This window comes from Microbacterium sp. BWR-S6Y (assembly GCF_041379845.1).
Classification (GTDB): Bacteria; Actinomycetota; Actinomycetes; order Actinomycetales; family Microbacteriaceae; genus Microbacterium; species Microbacterium hydrothermale.
Genome location: NZ_JBFECV010000002.1, coordinates 10,354 through 23,120, shown reverse-complemented (window position 1 = coordinate 23,120; position 12,767 = coordinate 10,354). Strand labels below are relative to the sequence as shown.

The 12,767-nt window shown below is 70.0% G+C and carries 11 protein-coding genes; 5 read left to right on the top strand and 6 right to left on the bottom strand.

Going from position 1 to position 12,767, the window contains the following annotated elements:
- Window positions 1-59 precede the first annotated feature (59 nt).
- The 5 genes from AB1K56_RS03975 (at window position 60) to AB1K56_RS03955 (ending at window position 5,391) form a co-directional block, all read left to right on the top strand.
- Window positions 60-1,724, top strand: coding sequence for a PTS mannitol transporter subunit IICB (locus AB1K56_RS03975; RefSeq protein ID WP_371204670.1), 1,665 nt, complete (start codon window positions 60-62; stop codon window positions 1,722-1,724).
- Between the two features lie 105 nt (window positions 1,725-1,829).
- A complete protein-coding gene (locus AB1K56_RS03970) occupies window positions 1,830-2,267 on the top strand; it encodes a PTS sugar transporter subunit IIA (RefSeq protein WP_058623482.1) in 438 nt (145 codons plus the stop codon).
- Window positions 2,264-3,415, top strand: coding sequence for a mannitol-1-phosphate 5-dehydrogenase (locus AB1K56_RS03965; RefSeq protein ID WP_371204669.1), 1,152 nt, complete (start codon window positions 2,264-2,266; stop codon window positions 3,413-3,415). Before AB1K56_RS03970 ends, AB1K56_RS03965 begins: the two co-directional genes overlap by 4 nt.
- A gap of 111 nt (window positions 3,416-3,526) precedes the next feature.
- On the top strand, window positions 3,527-4,309 hold the full coding sequence (locus AB1K56_RS03960) for an alpha/beta hydrolase (RefSeq protein WP_371204668.1): 783 nt from the start codon (window positions 3,527-3,529) through the stop codon (window positions 4,307-4,309).
- 233 nt (window positions 4,310-4,542) lie between these two features.
- Window positions 4,543-5,391, top strand: a complete 849-nt coding sequence (locus tag AB1K56_RS03955) for a hypothetical protein (RefSeq protein ID WP_371204667.1) — start codon at window positions 4,543-4,545, stop codon at window positions 5,389-5,391.
- A 306-nt stretch (window positions 5,392-5,697) separates the two neighbouring features.
- Here the strand turns inward: AB1K56_RS03955 and AB1K56_RS03950 are convergent, their stop codons facing one another.
- From AB1K56_RS03950 to AB1K56_RS03925, 6 genes are read right to left on the bottom strand one after another with little or no spacing between them, the layout of a single operon-like run.
- Window positions 5,698-6,828 (bottom strand): adenosine deaminase, encoded by a 1,131-nt coding sequence (locus AB1K56_RS03950; protein ID WP_371204666.1) that lies wholly within the window; start codon window positions 6,826-6,828, stop codon window positions 5,698-5,700.
- Window positions 6,828-8,117, bottom strand: coding sequence for a thymidine phosphorylase (locus AB1K56_RS03945; protein WP_371204665.1), 1,290 nt, complete (start codon window positions 8,115-8,117; stop codon window positions 6,828-6,830). Before AB1K56_RS03945 ends, AB1K56_RS03950 begins: the two co-directional genes overlap by 1 nt.
- Window positions 8,114-8,515 carry a cytidine deaminase gene (locus AB1K56_RS03940; protein WP_136587056.1) on the bottom strand — a complete coding sequence of 134 codons (402 nt, stop codon included), beginning with the start codon at window positions 8,513-8,515 and terminating at the stop codon, window positions 8,114-8,116. The genes AB1K56_RS03945 and AB1K56_RS03940 overlap by 4 nt, the downstream gene beginning before the upstream one ends.
- A gap of 43 nt (window positions 8,516-8,558) precedes the next feature.
- Window positions 8,559-9,854 carry an ABC transporter permease gene (locus tag AB1K56_RS03935; protein ID WP_136587057.1) on the bottom strand — a complete coding sequence of 432 codons (1,296 nt, stop codon included), beginning with the start codon at window positions 9,852-9,854 and terminating at the stop codon, window positions 8,559-8,561.
- Window positions 9,851-11,215 carry an ABC transporter permease gene (locus AB1K56_RS03930; RefSeq protein ID WP_371204664.1) on the bottom strand — a complete coding sequence of 455 codons (1,365 nt, stop codon included), beginning with the start codon at window positions 11,213-11,215 and terminating at the stop codon, window positions 9,851-9,853. The genes AB1K56_RS03935 and AB1K56_RS03930 overlap by 4 nt, the downstream gene beginning before the upstream one ends.
- Window positions 11,212-12,732: an ABC transporter ATP-binding protein gene (locus AB1K56_RS03925; RefSeq protein WP_371204663.1), complete on the bottom strand. Its 1,521-nt coding sequence runs from the start codon at window positions 12,730-12,732 to the stop codon at window positions 11,212-11,214. Before AB1K56_RS03925 ends, AB1K56_RS03930 begins: the two co-directional genes overlap by 4 nt.
- Window positions 12,733-12,767 lie beyond the last annotated feature (35 nt).

Sequence of the window (12,767 nt, the reverse complement as noted above, 5' to 3'; positions counted from 1 at the left end):
CCGACGCCGCATCCCCACCGCACGGCCCCCGCCGTGCACCACATCAAGGAGACACAGCAATGACGACGACGTCACCCACCAAGAAGCCGGGAGGGGCACGGATCGCGGTTCAGCGATTCGGCACGTTCCTCTCCGGCATGATCATGCCGAACATCGCGGCCTTCATCGCCTGGGGCTTCATCACGATGCTCTTCATCCCGGCCGGGTTCTTCGGCGCCAAGAGCCCCTTCGGGTGGCACTGGGCCCCGGTCGCCGAGATCATCGGCGGCGGCGGAGACGCCGCGACCATCGGCTGGCCCGGAGCGGCGACCGCGCTGACAGCGAACGCCGACGGCGGCACCTACCAGGGCTACGTCGGCCTGGTCAGCGTCATGATCACCTACCTGCTGCCCCTGCTCATCGCCAACACCGGTGGACGCATCGTCTACGGTGCGCGCGGTGGCGTGGTCGCCACCATCGCCGTGATGGGCGTGATCGTGGGCACCAACATCCCGATGTTCCTCGGCGCGATGATCATGGGCCCGCTCGCGGCCTGGATCACCAAGCAGATGGACAAGCTGTGGGACGGCAAGATCCGCCCCGGCTTCGAGATGCTCGTGAACAACTTCTCCGCCGGCATCCTCGGCATGATCCTCGCGATCGTCGGCTTCTTCGCCTTCGGTCCCGTCTTCCTCGGCATCAGCGCGGTCCTCGGCAGCATCGTCGGGTTCCTCGTGCAGTTCAACCTGCTGCCCGTGCTGTCGATCATCGTCGAGCCCGCCAAGGTGCTGTTCCTCAACAACGCCATCAACCACGGCGTGTTCACCCCGCTCGGCATCGAGCAGGCCGCGAACACGGGCAAGTCGATCCTGTTCCTCATCGAGGCCAACCCCGGCCCCGGCCTGGGCCTGCTGCTCGCCTTCACCTTCTTCGGTGTCGGCGCGGCGAAGGCGTCGGCCCCCGGTGCCATCGTCATCCAGTTCCTCGGTGGCATCCACGAGATCTACTTCCCCTACGCCCTCGCCAAGCCGATGACGATCCTCGCGCTCATCGCGGGTGGCGCCTCGGGTGTCGCGGTCAACATGATCTTCGGCGGTGGCCTGGTCTTCCCGGCCGCTCCCGGCAGCATCATCGCCGTCACCGCTGCGGCCGCCGGCGGCGGCGTCGCGAACGTGCTCGTGGTCTACCTCTCGGTGATCGTCGCCGCGGTCGTGACCTTCCTCGTCTCGGGTGTCATCCTGCGCGCCTCGCGCAAGCGCGACCAGGAGGCCGAGGGCGACAGCTTCGCCGCGGCCATCGACCAGACCGCCGCGAACAAGGGCAAGGAGTCGTCCGCGCTGGGCGCGCTGCGCACCCGCGCCGCCGGTACCACCGGTTCGGGCACGACCGAGTCGGCCGACCACGACGTCGACGCCGCCCTGGGCGGTCTCGGGGGCGGGGTCGCCACGAAGCAGCTGAACAACATCGTGTTCGCCTGCGACGCCGGCATGGGCTCCTCGGCGATGGGCGCGAGCGTCCTGCGCAACAAGATCAAGAAGGCCGGAATCGAGGGCGTCACGGTCACCAACCAGGCGATCGCGAACCTCGACGGCTCGGCCGACCTGGTCATCACGCAGAACCAGCTCACCGACCGCGCCAAGGCGCAGTCGCCCGACTCGCTGCACGTGTCGGTCGACAACTTCATGAACTCGCCGCGCTACGACGAGGTCGTGGAGATGGTCCGCTCGCAGCACGAGTCCAAGTAACCCCCCTAGCACGCCAGGGGTCGGAGCGTCAGCCCGACCCCTGGCGTCTTCCCGTCCGGCCCGCGTTTTGCGAGGCTGGACAGCACGACGAGAAAGGCGAGAACCATGTCGAACGTCCTCCGCATCGAATCCGTCCGCATCCACCCCGGGAGCGCCACCCGCGAGGAGGCGATGAAAGAGGCGGCCGACCTGCTGCAGGCCACCGGCTCCGTGACCGCCGACTACTTCGCCGCCATGCAGGCGCGCGAAGAGACCGTGTCGACCTACATGGGCAACGAGCTCGCGATCCCCCACGGCACCAACGAGACCAAGCAGGCGATCCTCGAGTCCGGCCTGTCGGTCGTCCGCTACGACGGCGGCGTGGACTGGGGCGGGGAGCCCGTCACCTTCGTGATCGGCATCGCCGGCAAGGGCGACGAGCACCTCGAGATCCTGTCGCAGATCGCGATCCTCTTCTCCGAGGAGGACGACGTCGCGCGCCTGAAGGCCGCCTCCTCGCCCGAGGAGCTCTACGAGGCCCTCGCGGGTTCCGTCAACGCATGAAGGCCGTCCACTTCGGCGCGGGCAACATCGGCCGCGGCTTCGTCGGACTGCTGCTGCACGAGGGCGGCTACGACCTCGTCTTCTCCGACGTCTCCGCCGCCCTCGTGGCCGCGATCAACGACGCGTCGTCGTACACCGTCCACGAGGTGGGCGAGGGCGGCGTCGACACGCAGGTGACGAACTTCCGCGCGATCGACAGCTCGGTGGATGCCGACGCCCTCGTCGACGAGATCGCCACGGCCGACGTGGTGACCACCGCCGTCGGACCCACGATCCTCAAGTTCGTCGCCCCGCACATCGTCGCGGGACTCGCGCTGCGCGACCCCTCCCTGCCCGCGCTGCAGATCATGGCCTGCGAGAACGCGATCGGCGCGACCGACCAGTTGCGCGAGCACGTGGTCGAGCTTGCCGGCGAATCGTGGGACGCCCTGGCATCCCGTGCCGTCTTCGCCAACACCGCGGTCGACCGCATCGTCCCCGCCCAGGCGCAGGGCGGCGTCGACGTCACCGTGGAGCCCTTCTACGAGTGGGCCATCGAGCGGGCGCCGTTCGGCGACACCCCGCCGCACATCCCCGGCGCGCACTTCGTCGACGACCTCGAGCCGTACATCGAGCGCAAGCTCTTCACGGTCAACACCGGACACGCCACCACGGCGTACTTCGGGGCGCAGGCCGGGATCGACCGCATCTCCGACGCCCTCGCCGATCCGACGATCGCCGCGAAGGTCGAGGCGGCTCTGGAGGAGACCAGCGCCCTGCTCGTGCAGAAGCACGAGCTCGACGCCGGTGTGCAGGGCGAGTACCGCGCCACGATCCTCCGGCGCTTCCGCAACGACGCCCTCCCCGACACGGTGTGGCGCGTGGGTCGGCAGCCGTTGCGCAAGCTCTCGCGGCACGAACGCTTCGTCGGGCCCGCGGCCGAGGCCGTCGAGCGGGGCCTCCCCGTCGACGCGCTCGTGGCCGCGATGGCCGCCGCGCTGGAGTTCCAGGATGCCGAGGACGCCCAGGCCGTCGAGCTGCAGCGCCTGCTGCGCGAGACCGACGCCGCGTCGTTCACGTCCGAAGTGACCGGCCTCGACGCCGACCACCCGCTGTACGGGCGTGTCGTCGAGATCGTCGCCGCACGCCAGGCGGCGCTCTCGGCCTGACTCCCCCGACACCGCCGACGCGGCCGCATCCGGCGGCGCGTCGGCGGTGTCGTGTTTCCGCCTCCCGGCGTGCACCGCTCGCACCGCGCGCCCGGCGATACGCTCGAAGACGTGACCGACAGCACCGCCCCCACCGATCCCGTTCCCTCCCCCGCTCCGCGTCGTCGCCGGCGATGGCTGCGCTGGCTCCTCGGTGGGCTGGGGGCCGTCGTGGTTCTCCTCGTCGGCGGCATCCTGATCTACAGCCAGGTCGGTGTGATGGGCGCGGAACCGGGCCCGCTCGCCGAAGCCGAGGCGAACCCCGGGCTGACCATCACCGACGACGGCGCGGGGATCGTGCTCGCACCGACGGCCGGCGCGACGGGGCAGGGCCTGGTCTTCATCCCGGGCGCCAAGGTGGAGGCGGAGGGTTACATCGCCACCTTCGCCGACACCGTCGTCGACGACGGCGTGACGATCGTGATCACGAAGCCCTGGCTGAACCTCGCGTTCTTCGACCCCCGCCCGCTGTCGACCTTCACCGACCTCGCCCCGGGCGTCTCGACCTGGGCGGTCGGCGGGCACTCGCTCGGCGGGGTGCGCGCGTGCCAGCTCGCGACCGACGCCGATGCCCTCGTGCTGTTCGCGTCGTACTGCGCGAACGACCTCTCGGCATCCGGACTCCCCGTGCTGAGCCTGTCCGGTTCGGAAGACGGCCTGAGCACTCCGCAGAAGATCGCGGATGCCAAGGGCGAACTGCCCGCGAACGCGACCTTCGTCGAGATCCCCGGCGCGTCCCACGCCTCGTTCGGCGCCTACGGACCGCAGCCCGGCGACGGCACCCCCACGGCCGACCCGGCCGAGGTGGATCGGGTGATCGCGGAGCAGCTCGCGGGCTTCCTGCCGCGGCCGTAGCCCGCACCCGGCCGCGGCAGACCCCCCGGGCTGCGGCACCCGCCCGCGCGGGGCGAAACTCCTGAAAAATTCACCCACCGCCCGTGGATGCCGCCGCCGAAGGCCGGTTCGGGCACGAGATTCAGGAGTTCGGCTCGCCCCGGGTGTGACCGACCGCTCCTCCCCAGCACCAGTCGTCCACAGTTTCTCCCCCGCCTCGCGGCGACGCCGAGCGGAACCGTCAGGGTGGGGCGATGGCATTCGTCGATCTCGGGCACCACCAGAACCACGAGATGGTGTGGGCGACACGCGAGCTTCACGCGGCGGGTTGGTCGCGTCGCTCTCTCGCCCGCGCCGTCGCCGACGGCACCCTCACGCGCGTGCGGCAGGGCCGATTCGTCGCGGCCCACACGCATGATGACGTCGCCGCGGCAGCGCGTGTGGGCGGGCGTCTGGATTGCATCAGCCTCCTGGCGTTGCGGGGAGTGTTCGTCCACTACCACGCCGACCGGCACGTGCAACAGGACCGGCTGGCCAGCCGTCGGCCCGCTGCGCCCCGCGGCGTCGTCTATCACTGGCGTCCGTCGTCGGCGGCGCGAAACCGGCTCACGGTCGACGTAGTGGAGGCTCTCGCGCAGGCGATCCGATGCCGGCCGCCACGATCGGCCGTTGCGACGCTGGACAGCGCCTGGCACCTGGGGCTGGTCGACGAGGTCGGTATCGGCGAGGCGTTCGCTCGACTCCCGCGTCGATTCCAGGTTCTGCGTCGCTTGGTCGATCCGCGCGCGGAGGCGGGCACCGAGTCGCTCGCCCGGTTGCTCCTGCGTCAGCTCGGGTGTCGCGTCGAGCTGCAGGTCCGCATCGACGGCGTGGGTCGGGTCGACCTCCTGGTCGACGGATGGCTCATCGTCGAGTGCGACAGCGAGCAGTTCCACGGGACATGGGATGCGCACAAGAACGACCGGCGCCGTGACATGGCTGCTCTGGAACGCGGATACACGACGCTCCGCCTGCTCGCCGAAGACATCCTCTACCACCCCGACCGCGTGCAAACCGCGCTCGAGCGCATCCTGGCGCACGGCCAGCGCGGGCGGAACTCCTGAAACTTCGCGCGGCCGCTCCCCCGAAAGGGCCTTCCACACCCGCCCGGATCGGTCCTTCAGGAGTTTCGCCCGCTTCCGGCAGCCCCGATCCGTTCGAGACTCCCCGGCCGCGCCGTGCCGCGCCCGGTACGGGCAGAACTCCTGAAAGACCGCGCGCGTGCGGCCGGAACCGGCGGCTGTTCGCCGTTTCGGGCGTGAAGCTCGGGGAGATTCGCCCGCTGGGGAGCAGAGCCGGATGAGAAGCGACGTCGTGCGGGACGCGAAAGGGCGCGGACCGGAAACGGTCCGCGCCCCTGACGGCGCTTCTCAGCGCTGGAAGCCGTCCGAGATGATTTCGATGAGCTCCTCGCGCTCCTCGACCGGGAGGAAGGCCCCCGCGGCCGCGTTCAGCTGGAACGCCTCGAGGTCGTCGAGGTCGTACTCGAACGCCTGGGCCAGCAGCCCCAGCTCGCGGGTCAGCGTCGTCGCGCTCATGAGGCGGTTGTCGACGTTCACGGTGACCGAGAAGTCGAGCTGGTACAGCAGGTCGAACGGGTGGGCGTCCATCGTGTCGCCCCAGGCCGTGACGGCACCCGACTGCAGGTTCGACGTCGGTGACAGCTCGAGGGTGATCTCGCGGTCGCGCACCCAGCGGGCGAGGTCGCCGAACGTGACCTGCACCTCCTCGCCCTCGCGCGAGACGACGTCGAGGTCGTTGGCGATGCGGACGCCGTGGCCGAGTCGCAGAGCGCGACCGTCGATGAGAGCGGAGCGGATGGAGGCCAGACCCGCCCCCTCGCCGGCGTGCACCGTCGTGGGGAAGAACTGCTCGGCCAGGTAGTCGAACGCCGCGCGGTGGCGGCTCGGGAGAAACCCGTCTTCCGCCCCGGCGAGGTCGAAACCGACGACGCCCCGCCCGCGCCAGGCGACGGCGAGCTCGGCGATGTTGCGGGAGTTGTCGGTGTGACGCATGGCGGTGAGCAGCTGACCGACGCGGATGTCGTGACCGCGGGCGTCCGCGGCATCCTCACCCTCCTCGATGCCCTCCTGGACGGCGTCCACCACCTCGTCCAAGCTCAGGCCGCGCGTGAGGTGCTGCTCCGGCGCCCAGCGGACCTCGCCGTAGACGACGCCGTCGGCGGCGAGGTCTTCGACGAACTCCCGGGCCACCCGCACGAGACCCTCGCGCGTCTGCATCACGCCGACGGTCGCGTCGAACTTCTCGAGGTAGTCCTCGAGCGAACCGCCGTCGATGTGGTCGGAGAACCACGCCTCCAGGCTCTTCGCGTCGTCGGCGGGCAGGTCGAGACCGACCTCGTCGGCCAGTTCGAGCACCGTCTGCGGCCGAAGACCGCCGTCGAGGTGGTCGTGCAGCGAGACCTTGGGCAGATCGGCGATCTTCGTGCGACCGATACGGAAGTCGTCGGATGCCACGGTGTCCTTCTTTCCGGATGCCATCAGGCGGTGATCCGCTCCCGCACGATCGGCGTCGCCGCCGGGGCGGTGTCGCCGATCTGCCACGCACCCTCGACGGCGTCGAGCGCGCGCGCGAAGCGCGCCTCATCGTCGGCCGACAGGGTGAACAGCGGCTGACCGGCGGTGATGGACTGGCCGACGGTGACGTGCAGGTCGATGCCCGCAGCGTGCACGACGGCGTCCTCCGCCCGCGCGCGCCCGGCACCGAGACGCCAGGCGCCGATGCCGAACGGCAGCGCGTCGATGCGCGAGACGACGCCCGACCGCTCGGCGACGACCGTGTGGGTCTCGCGCGGCGTGGGGAGGGCGGCATCCGGGTCGCCGTCCTGGGCGCGGATCATGCGCTTCCAGACGTCCATCGCGCGACCGTCCTTGAGCGCCGCCTCGACGTCGGCATCCGGCTGACCGGCGAGCGTGAGCATCTCGCGGGCCAGGGCGACGGTCAGCTCGACGACGTCGGCGGGTCCGCCCCCGGCGAGGACCTCGACCGATTCGCGCACCTCGTTGGCGTTGCCGATCGCGAGACCGAGCGGGGTGTTCATGTCGGTGAGCAGGGCCGTGGTGTTCACGCCCGAATCGGTGCCCAGCGCGACCATCGTCTCGGCGAGCTCGCGCGCGCGGTCGATGTCCTGCATGAAGGCACCCGAACCGAACTTCACGTCGAGCACGAGCGAATCGGTGCCCTCCGCGATCTTCTTCGACATGATGCTCGAGGCGATCAGCGGAATGGCCTCGACCGTGCCGGTGACGTCGCGCAGCGCGTACAGCTTCTTGTCGGCGGGGGCGAGGCCCGTGCCCGCGGCGCAGATGACCGCGCCCACGTCGCGCAGCTGCGCCATGATCTCGTCGTTCGACAGCGCCGCGCGCCAGCCGGGGATCGACTCGAGCTTGTCGAGCGTTCCGCCGGTGTGCCCGAGACCGCGGCCAGAGAGCTGCGGCACCGCGACGCCGAAGGCCGCCACGAGCGGCGCGAGGGGCAGGGTGATCTTGTCGCCCACGCCTCCGGTCGAGTGCTTGTCGACCGTGGTCTTGCCGAGCGCGGAGAAGTCCATGCGCTCGCCCGAGGCGATCATCGCGTCGGTGAGCACGCGGATCTGATCGCGGCCCAAGCCGTTCAGCAGGACCGCCATGGTGAAGGCCGACATCTGCGCGTCCATGACGTATCCGCGCGTGTACGCGTCGACCAACCAGCGGATCTCGCCCTCGCCGATGGCCTTGCCGTCGCGCTGGGCGCGGATGATGTCGACCGCGTCGTACTGCTCCGCACTCATCGCGCCGCCTCCTCGAGGTCGCGCGGACCGAAGGCGTCCGGCAGCACCTCGTCGATCGTGCGGATGCCGCTGACGGTCTCGAGCAGCATCCCGGGGATGGCGTGCTCGAAGAGCAGCTGACGGCACCGGCCGCACGGCATGAGGGTGCGACCCTCGCCGTCGACGCACACGAACGCGACCAGCTGACCACCACCCGACATGTGCAGCTCGGACACCAGTCCGCACTCGGCGCACAGCGTCACGCCGTAGGAGGCGTTCTCGACGTTGCACCCCGAAACGATCCGGCCGTCGGCCACGAGGGCGGCGGCCCCCACCTTGAAGCGGGAGTAGGGCGCATAGGCGCGGTGCATGGCATCCGTGGCGGCGACGCGGAGTTCGTCCCAGTCGATGTCGGTCATCGTGGAGTGCAGGGTCCTCTCGTGAAGGGGGAAGCGGGCCTGGTCAGCCCTTGATGTACGGTTTGCCGGCGGCCGCGGGCCCGCGGACCTTCCCGACGAGACCGGCGACGGCGAAGATCGTCACGACGTACGGCAGCATGAGCATGAACTCGCTCGGCACGGGAGAGCCGATCACGCCGAGCGTGTTCTGCAGGTTGGATGCGAAGCCGAACAGCAGCGCCGCGAGGGTGGCGCGGATCGGGTCCCATTGGCCGAAGATGACCGCCGCGAGGGCGATGTAGCCGGCACCGGCCGTCATCTCCTTGTTGAACGCGCCGACCGAGCCCAGCGTGAAGAACGCTCCGCCGAGACCCGCGATGGCGCCGCCGAGCGAGACGTTCCAGAAGCGGGTCTTCGCGATGTTGATACCGACGGTGTCGGCCGCCTGCGGGTGCTCGCCGACCGCGCGCAGGCGCAGGCCCCAGCGCGTGTGGAAGAGCCCGACGTAGACGAGGGCGACGGTGACGTACATGAGGTAGACGATCACGGTCTGGTTGAACAGCATCGGCCCGAGGATCGGGATGTCGGCCAGGAACGGGATCGGCAGACGGGGGAAGCGCGGCGGGGAGTTCAGCGTCGCGGCGTTGGGGGCGAGCACCTGCGAGAACAGGAAGCTCGTCAAGCCCACCACCAAGACGTTGAGCACGACGCCCACGATCACCTGGTCGACGAAGTATTTGATCGCGAAGGCGGCGAGGACGAACGACACGAGCACGCCCGAGACACCCGCGGCGAGCAACCCGATGAAGGGGTTGCCGGTGGCCGTGGCGACGATCGCCGAGGTGAACGCGCCGGCGAGCAGCTGCCCCTCGATCGCGATGTTGACCACGCCGACGCGCTCGCTGAGCACGCCCGCCATCGCCCCGAAGATCAGCGGGACCGACAGGCTGAGCCCACCGGCCAGCAGACCCGTCAGCGGGATGACCGAAGTGGTCGCGCCCGCGGCTGCCCAGGTGAGGAAGCCCACCATGAACACCAGGGCGAAGACGACGGCGAGCCAGATGGGCGGGCGGCGGTGCGCACGCACCATCAGCACGCTCGCGAGCGTGATGAGCGCGAGCAGCACCGTGCAGACGATGCCGGTGACGACGCCGCCGAGCACGACCTCGGGAAGCTGGAGGAACTCCCCCGGGCTCGAGATGCGGAAGACCGCATCGCCGTCCTGTCGGGCGACGACGAACAGCACGGCGGCGAGCACCGTGATGACGCCGTAGACGATGGGCGTCTTCCAGCTGACGACGACGGCAGTGTCGAGCGCCTCGGAGGCTGCGGCCTCGGGGTGTGCGGCGGTGGTGCTCACCGGGCCGCCTCCTTCTTCTTGGCGGCGCGCGCCTTGGGCGGGCGCGCCCCGGGGGTCGGCAGGCGGAAGATCGCGCGCACCAGCGGCGGAGCCGCGATGAAGAGCACGATGAGCGACTGCACGACCAGGACGATGTCGACCGGAACGCCGTTGGCGGCCTGCATGGCGAAGCCGCCGGCCTTGAACGCCCCGAACAGGATGCCGGCGACGAGCACGCCGACGGGAGTGGAACGCCCGAGCAGGGCGACGGTGATGGCGTCGAAGCCGATGCCGGCGTCGATTCCGCTCGAGAACCCGGTCGTGACCGTGCCGAGCACCTGGTCGACACCGGCCAGCCCGACGAGGGCGCCGGAGATCAGCATCGCGTAGACGTACATCGACTTCACGTTGATGCCGGCCACCCGAGCGGCGTTCGGGTTGAGACCCACCGCGCGGAAGCGGAAGCCGAGCGAGGAGCGCTCGAGGATCCACCACACCACGACCACGGCGACGAGTGAGAGCACGAAGCCGAAGTGCAGGTTGTAGCCCGAGCCGAAGAGGTCGGGGAAGACCGCGGTGTCCTTCATCGGCGGGGTCGTGGGGTTGTTCGACCCGGGCGCCTGAAGCAGACCGGGGGTGCGCAGCAGGTAGTAGACGATGTAGAACGCGACGTAGTTGAGCATGATCGTCACGATCACCTCGTGCGCTCCGGTGCGCGCCTTCAGCACGCCCGCGATACCGGCCCACACGGCTCCAGCCACGACGCCGGCGACGAGCGCGACGATCATGTGGATGCCCCACGGCAGATCGAACGCGAAGGCGACCCACCCGGCGGCCGCCGCGGCGACGAGCATCTGACCGCGTCCGCCGATGTTGAACATCCCGACGCGGAAGGCGAGGGCGACACCGAGACCAGCGGCGATGAGCGGCGTGGCGAAGGTGAGCGTCTCGGTGAGCGGGCGGATGCCGGTGGCGAACTCGGGGCGGCGGAAGTTGTAGATCGCGCCCTGGAAGAACGACGAGTACGCCCCGGACACCGACTGCCAGATGGCGGCGAGGGTGTCGCCGGGTCGGGCGAAGAAGTAGCCCGATGCAGCCTGGACGTTCTCGTCGGTGGCGGCGATCATGATGGCCCCCACGACCAGCGCCAAAATGACGGCGAGGACCGAGATGATGGCGTTGCCGGTCGCGATCTCGCGGAACGCGCGGCGCCAGCGGTTCTCGTCTCCGGCGGGCTCGGGGGCGACCACGCGCGCTCCCGCGGCGGCGTCGACCTTCGACTCCCCCTCCAGGGCGACGTCGGCCTGACCGGCCTCGGCGACCTCGGCCGCGCGGTCGGCGCGGGCGGCGGTCGGGTCGTGCGGGCTGTGCGAATCGCTCACGCCGCGACTCCTTCGTTCTGGGGCGCTTCGCCGGCCATCATGAGACCCAGTACGTCGCGCGACGTGTCGCCGGGGACGATGCCCACGACGCGACCGCGGTACATCACCATGATGCGGTCGGCGAGGGCGGTCACCTCGTCGAGCTCGGTGGACACCACGATCACGGGCACACCGGCGTCGCGCGTCTCGATGACGCGCTTGTGGATGAATTCGATCGAGCCGACGTCGACGCCGCGCGTCGGCTGTGCGGCGACGAAGAGGCGCAGGTCGCGGCTGAGCTCGCGCGCCAGGACGACCTTCTGCTGGTTTCCGCCCGACAGGCGGCCCACGGGCGTCTCGATGGAGGGGGTGCGCACGTCGAACTCGGAGACCTTCGCGCGCGCGAAGTCGGCGAGGGTCGACAGCTGGATCGCCCCGCCCTTGACGAAGGGCGCTCCATCGGCGCGGTCGAGCATGAGGTTCTCGGCGATGGAGAACTCCCCCACCAGGCCGTCTTCTTTGCGGTCCTCCGGCACGAAGCCGACGCCCGCCTCAAGCACCGCGCGCACGCTCTTGCCGTTGAGTTCGGTGCCGTCGAGCACGATGGAGCCCTCGACGCGTTCCTGCAGACCGAGGAGGGCCTCGGTGAGCTCGGTCTGGCCGTTGCCCTGCACGCCCGCGACGGCGAGCACCTCGCCGCGACGCACGTCGAAGCTCACGTCGTTGACGACGAGCTGGCCAATCGGATCGACGACCGTCAGGTTCGACACCGACAGACCGACCTCGCCGAGCGTCGGCTGGTCTTTCTGCACGGTGAGCTCGACGGCGCGACCGACCATGAGCGACGCGAGCTCGGCGTTCGAGGCCCGCGGATCGGCCTCGCCGACGACCTTGCCGAGGCGGATGACGGTGATGCGGTCGGCGACCTCGCGCACCTCGCGGAGCTTGTGGGTGATGAAGACGATCGAGGTTCCCGACGCCTTGAGCTGGCGCATGATCGCCATGAGCTCGTCGGTCTCCTGCGGGGTGAGCACGGCCGTGGGCTCGTCGAACACGAGCACCTTGGCATCCCGCGACAGCGCCTTGATGATCTCGACGCGCTGCTGCACGCCGACGGGAAGGTCGTCGACGAGGGCGTCGGGGTCGACGTCGAACCCGAAGCGGTCGGAGATCTCGCGCACCTTGGCGCGCGCGGCGGCGAGGTCGAGACGCCCGCCGACCTTGGTGGGCTCGTGGCCGAGCATGACGTTCTCGGCCACCGTGAAGACGGGGATGAGCATGAAGTGCTGGTGCACCATGCCGATTCCCGCGCGCATCGCGTCGCCGGGGCCGGAGAAGTGCTGGACGGCGTCGTCGAGCAGGATCTCTCCCCCGTCGGCCTGGTAGAGGCCGTAGAGGACGTTCATCAGGGTGGACTTGCCGGCACCGTTCTCGCCGAGCAGGCAGTGGATCTCTCCGGCCTCGACGGTGAGGTCGATGTGATCGTTCGCCACCAGGGACCCGAAGGTTTTCGTGATCCCGCGGAGTTCGAGCTTCATGTTCCCGATCCTAAGTTCTGTGGCATCGGACGGGG

Coding starts and splice junctions, on each gene's coding strand:
- AB1K56_RS03950 (WP_371204666.1), bottom strand. CDS start 6,828: ATGGCATCCGGAAAGAAGGACACCGTGGCATCCGACGACTTCCGTATC.
- AB1K56_RS03940 (WP_136587056.1), bottom strand. CDS start 8,515: ATGACCGACATCGACTGGGACGAACTCCGCGTCGCCGCCACGGATGCC.
- AB1K56_RS03945 (WP_371204665.1), bottom strand. CDS start 8,117: ATGAGTGCGGAGCAGTACGACGCGGTCGACATCATCCGCGCCCAGCGC.
- AB1K56_RS03975 (WP_371204670.1), top strand. CDS start 60: ATGACGACGACGTCACCCACCAAGAAGCCGGGAGGGGCACGGATCGCG.
- AB1K56_RS03970 (WP_058623482.1), top strand. CDS start 1,830: ATGTCGAACGTCCTCCGCATCGAATCCGTCCGCATCCACCCCGGGAGC.
- AB1K56_RS03925 (WP_371204663.1), bottom strand. CDS start 12,732: ATGAAGCTCGAACTCCGCGGGATCACGAAAACCTTCGGGTCCCTGGTG.
- AB1K56_RS03955 (WP_371204667.1), top strand. CDS start 4,543: ATGGCATTCGTCGATCTCGGGCACCACCAGAACCACGAGATGGTGTGG.
- AB1K56_RS03965 (WP_371204669.1), top strand. CDS start 2,264: ATGAAGGCCGTCCACTTCGGCGCGGGCAACATCGGCCGCGGCTTCGTC.